Origin of the sequence: Nitrososphaera sp. (assembly GCF_050748925.1) — an archaeon.
Classification (GTDB): Archaea; Thermoproteota; Nitrososphaeria; order Nitrososphaerales; family Nitrososphaeraceae; genus Nitrososphaera.
Genome location: NZ_JBOGQF010000132.1, coordinates 1 through 4,691, shown reverse-complemented (window position 1 = coordinate 4,691; position 4,691 = coordinate 1). Strand labels below are relative to the sequence as shown.

The 4,691-nt window shown below is 56.9% G+C and carries 7 protein-coding genes; 5 read left to right on the top strand and 2 right to left on the bottom strand.

Translation table 11 applies throughout. The annotated features are described in order from the left end of the window. The coding region (locus ACREAY_RS09900) for a glutamine synthetase beta-grasp domain-containing protein (RefSeq protein ID WP_431755611.1) at nt 1-505 on the bottom strand (505 nt) is incomplete at its 3' end. Nucleotides 506-637: 132 nt separating this feature from the next. Between ACREAY_RS09900 and ACREAY_RS09895 the strand changes: the two genes are divergently transcribed. From ACREAY_RS09895 to ACREAY_RS09875, 5 genes are all read left to right on the top strand, one after another. Continuing rightward, the gene (locus ACREAY_RS09895) at nt 638-1,198 is read left to right on the top strand and encodes a hypothetical protein (protein ID WP_431755610.1); all 561 of its coding nucleotides are present in this window, start codon (nt 638-640) and stop codon (nt 1,196-1,198) included. 26 nt (nt 1,199-1,224) lie between these two features. Further along, a complete protein-coding gene (locus ACREAY_RS09890; RefSeq protein WP_431755609.1) occupies nt 1,225-1,503 on the top strand; it encodes a hypothetical protein in 279 nt (92 codons plus the stop codon). 124 nt (nt 1,504-1,627) lie between these two features. Beyond that, on the top strand, nt 1,628-2,185 hold the full coding sequence (locus ACREAY_RS09885) for a hypothetical protein (protein ID WP_431755608.1): 558 nt from the start codon (nt 1,628-1,630) through the stop codon (nt 2,183-2,185). A 49-nt stretch (nt 2,186-2,234) separates the two neighbouring features. Then, entirely contained in the window at nt 2,235-2,975 is a 741-nt protein-coding gene (locus ACREAY_RS09880) for an SDR family oxidoreductase (protein WP_431755607.1), read from the top strand. 2 nt (nt 2,976-2,977) lie between these two features. Next, the gene (locus ACREAY_RS09875; protein ID WP_431755606.1) at nt 2,978-4,114 is read left to right on the top strand and encodes an NAD(P)/FAD-dependent oxidoreductase; all 1,137 of its coding nucleotides are present in this window, start codon (nt 2,978-2,980) and stop codon (nt 4,112-4,114) included. Here ACREAY_RS09875 and ACREAY_RS09870 read toward each other — a convergent pair. Continuing rightward, entirely contained in the window at nt 4,106-4,657 is a 552-nt protein-coding gene (locus ACREAY_RS09870) for a hypothetical protein (protein ID WP_431755605.1), read from the bottom strand. The genes ACREAY_RS09875 and ACREAY_RS09870 overlap by 9 nt on opposite strands. Nucleotides 4,658-4,691: the final 34 nt, after the last annotated feature.

Sequence of the window (4,691 nt, the reverse complement as noted above, 5' to 3'; positions counted from 1 at the left end):
GCCTGAGGGTATAGCCCACACCGTCTGCCGACCACGGCGCCTCCTTTGAGCTTATGCTGTAGCTCTGGCCCCGGTACGGAGTCATCGTGTCTACTTCTAATTTATCAAAAACAAAGAACTCGACTTCCGGCCCCCAATATGATGTATCATAGCCCTGGTCGCTGCAATACTTTTCCGCCCTCCTTGCCAGGCCGCGGGGGTCGCGGGGAAATACGTCGCGCTTGCTCCCGCCACTCAGGATGTCGCATATGAGTCGGGCAGTCGGGTGCGCCTGCTCTATCCACGGTATCGTGGCATAAGTGGAGGGGTCAGGCCGGATGATGAGGTCGGATTCGTGGATCTCTGTAAAGCCCCTGATCGACGAGCCGTCAACCTTGGGCAGGCCGTCGACAAAGTCTTCGGCCTTGAACATCTTGGCGTCCATGGTGGTGTGGTGGAACCTCCCAAAAAGCCCTGTAAACTGGAGGTCGAGGAACTTGATGTTGTCCTCCTTCAGGCGCTTCATAACCTCGTCGGCTGTGAATGTTAACTGCTCGATTTTCCCGTCAATTAATTTATAAGGCAACCTGGCGCTCTCTGGTTAGGACACGAGAATCCCTAAATTTAAGGTTATATGGATGTCCCATGGCGACCACCAATGAGCGACAGCGCCGACGTTGCGATAAAAGACGTTTATTCGCTCCTTAAAAAGGAGGTAGAAGTTCCCGCCCTGCAGGCCATAGACCACGACGTCTACCAGAGGATAGCCGCGTCGCTCGGCAGCCTGAAGGGGCAGGGGTTCGAAGGCGCCGAGGCAAAGGTGCGCGACAGGATGGTAGAGCTCTTGTCGTCAGCGGCAGAGCTGTTGATCAAGGCCCGCCAGCGCAAGGTGCGCGCCGGCAGCGAGCCGCTGGACTATTCAAAGTTGACCGACGAGGAAAAATACGTCCTTGACGGGCAGGCCGAGTCTGCGAGCAGGATGGAGCAGGTGGTGTCAGCCGCCACAAAAGGGAGGCCAAAGGTGCTAGAGGCCATATCGGCAAGGATACGCTCGAAGCAGATACTGGTGCGCTTTGTCAAGCCAATGGAGCAGTTTATCGGAGTCGACATGGGCAAGTACGGGCCGTTCCAGCAAGAAGATGTCGCAACCCTGCCGTTGGAAAACGCCAGGTCTTTTATCGAGACTGGCACAGCCGTGCAGGTCCACGCGCAACTATAAAATAGCTATTTTGGCTATTACATCATGTGGCGCATAACGGCGTTGACATTGTCGACTTTGTGCTGTACACTATATACCCCACTGCCGCGTTTTTCGCAGTCGGCTTTATCGCAAAAGCGACCCGCATGCGCCAGCTATACATGTATGTTATCCAGGCGGCGATATGCTTTGCGTTTGCAGGTGCGTATTTCGTGCTGATCCCGCAGGGAGGCGCCCAGGGGCTCGCAATAATCCTTGTCATGTTTGGCGCGCTGCTTGCGTTCATGGCGCGCAAGCAAAAGGTCCAGCCAGAGCAGAGCGCCTGATTTCCAGTATTTTCATATTTTCTGCTTGGAAATCAGTTATTCTGCCCACAATAATGGAGAAACATAATATTTCACATCAAAAAATGCGTAAAGCCTAAAATATTTGAGGCGGTATATATCCATCATGCAGTCCACAAGGGCAGACGGAACCGTCCTCAAGGATTCTGTAAAGTCCGGCATTGTGGCCGGCCAGGCCGCAGCGTGGGCGATATTTGGCCTGTTCCTGTCGGTAGACGCGACGCTCTTGACGCCGCCCGGGACGTTTTACAAGATGATAGGCATGGCCTTCGGGCAGGGGCCCGGGACAGACGTCTATGCCGGCTTTTTGCTGCACATGGTAACTGCCACCGTCATTGGCATCGTTTACATGGTCATCTCCAACTCTGTCAGGCCGCTGTACATAGGCTCTGTATTCAAGGGCCTTGCCACAGGCACGATGACCGGCGTGGCCGTCTGGGCGGTGCTGTTCATCCCGCTCCACTTTGGCGTCATGCTGCCAATGCTGCAGGGGGTCGCGGCAGACCCGTCGTCGCCAAACTACCAGCTAGCCAACAACCTCGTCGCGCTCAACCAGACAATCCTTGCCGGCGCGCTTGCATTACACATCCTGTTTGGCGGCGTGCTCGGGTTCTGCGGAAGGCTCGCCACGTCTTCAGGCGAAGTGCTGGAAGCGCGGAAATAGCCCATTTTTTTCGGCAAAAACATATTACGACGGCCGGTGAAAATGCGGCATGATAAAAGGCAAGGTCGCAATCGTAACGGGCGGGAGCAGCGGCATCGGGTACGCAACCGCGCTTGCGCTGTCGAGGGCCGGCGCCAGGGTCGCGGCCGGGGCCAGGCGCACCGACAGGCTAGAATCGCTCAAAAAAGAGATTGAAAATTCCGGCGGCGAGGCCATGGTGCAGGGCCTAGATGTCACCAAAAAGGCCGAGTGCGACGCCTTTGTCGACGCGGTCGTGAAAAAGTGGAGCGCAGTCGACATCCTGGTAAACAACGCCGGCCTCATGCCGCTTTCATTTTTCAAGAACATGAAGGTCGACGAGTGGGACAGGATGATCGACGTCAACATAAAAGGCGTACTCTACTGCACTGCCGCAGCGGTGCCCCACATGATGGCGAACAAGTCGGGCCACGTCGTCAACATCTCCTCCATCGCCGGCAGGGTTGTCTTCCCGGCAGGTTCCGTCTATTGCGCGACCAAGCACGCGGTGACGGCGTTTTCCGAAGGGCTGCGCCAGGAACTGAGCACGCGCTCCAACATCCGCGTCACCTGCATAGAGCCGGGCGTCGTCGACACCGAGCTGAACAGCACCATAACCGACGCGTCGCTGCAAAAATTTGTCGAAGCGGCAAAGCAGATGCAGGCGCTGCATGCAGACGACATTGCAAACGCGATTGTTTTTGCAGTTGATTCACCGGCGCACATGAACGTCAACGAGATAATGGTGAGGCCGACGGCGCAGGAACGCTGACCATGCGCATAGTCATCCTTGGCGCAGGCTTTGGCGGGCTGGCGGCCGCCAGCATGCTGCGCGGCCAGCTGCCGCCGGACCACGGCATCGTCGTCATCGACCGCAAAAAAGAGTTCATGATGGGCCTCGTCAACCTCTGGATACTGCACGGCGACAGAAAACTGGAAGACGCGCAGACGCCGCTTGCCGGCCTCAACGCAAAGGGAATAGAGTATCTGAACGACGAGGTCACCGCGATCGACACGGGAGGCAAGAGCGTGGCCTGCAAAAGCCACGGCAAGATATCGTACGACTATCTGATAGTCGCGCTCGGCTCCGAGCTGGCGCCGGAGAGGGTCGCCGGCTTTGTGGGCCGGGGCTACAACCTCTATGACGCGCCGCAGGTGCCCCCGCTGCGCGAAAAATTATTATCCATGAAAAAGGGGAAGGTCGCGGTCTGCATCATGGGGATGCCCTACAAGTGCCCGCCGGCGCCCTACGAAGCCTCCCTGCTGATACACGACATGCTTGAAAGAAACGGCACCCGGAAAGAAATAGAGATAGACGTCTATGCCCCAGCGCCCGTGGCCCTGCCTGTGGCCGGCCCGGAGGTGAGCAGGGAAGTGGTTTCAATACTGGAGCGCAACGGCATCAATTTCCATGCCTCCCATAAACTAAAAACAGTGTCAAGCGCGCTTGAATTTGAAAACGGCGCGACGCAGGATTGCGACGTGCTGGTCGGCATCCCGCAGCACAGGGTCCCGGACGTGATAAAGAGCTCTGGCCTGGCGGCAGGCGACTGGATGGCAGTCGACCGCAAGACCCTGCGCACGAATTTTGAAAGCGTCTTTGCGATAGGCGACGTCACAGAGATCAAGGTCGGCCAGCTGGCGATACCCAAAGCCGGCATATTTGCAGAGGCACAGGCCAAAGTAGTGGCGCAGCAGATAGCCGACGAGATAAACAACAGATCGCCATCGGCAGCCTTTGACGGCAAGGGCTTTTGCTTCATGGAGACCGGCAACGGGCAGGCCGGCTATGTCGATGCCGACTTTTTCGCCGAGCCAGCGCCGGCCGTCCGGCTGGAGCCTGCGTCGCGGCAAAATTACGAGAAAAAGCACGACTTTGAAAGAACGAGGGTCCGGCAGTGGCTACTCTGACTTTTTCTCCGGCTTGGACATTGTGTAAAAGCCGTGGGCTGAAATCAGGAATGCGGCAAACGACATCTTGGTCGCAAACACCAGGTTCCAGGGCGTATCGGGGTTGGGGTACTCGACTTTGATGTCGTCAAACGCCAGGATGCCCCGTATCGCGTCGGCCGTGATGAGCGAGTTCCACACGATAAAGTTGTAGATGAACTCGTAAAGCGCGACTATGGCTATCACGAGCACTATCAGCTGCAGTACCGCCTTGAGCGTCTTGTTGATGTTGCTCACCTTTTCGCCGCCCAGCTTGACCACGCAGTACCACGCCATTACGGATACTATCATGAGGTACGTCACCAGCTTTGCCAGTCCCGGGAGCGGGAACTCGGTATCTACGAGGATCTCGCCGATGACCACCTTGCCGGTCTGCTGGTATTCCCCAAGGCTGGCGTAGATGGCGTAGAACGTTATCGCCGCCATCACGATGGTGCAAAAGTAAAAGACGCCAAGGTACAGCCTCCTTTGGCTGCGGTCGTCCTTTTCAAGCGCAATACGCACGGGCTAATTACCGGACGCCGGGATATATTATTTG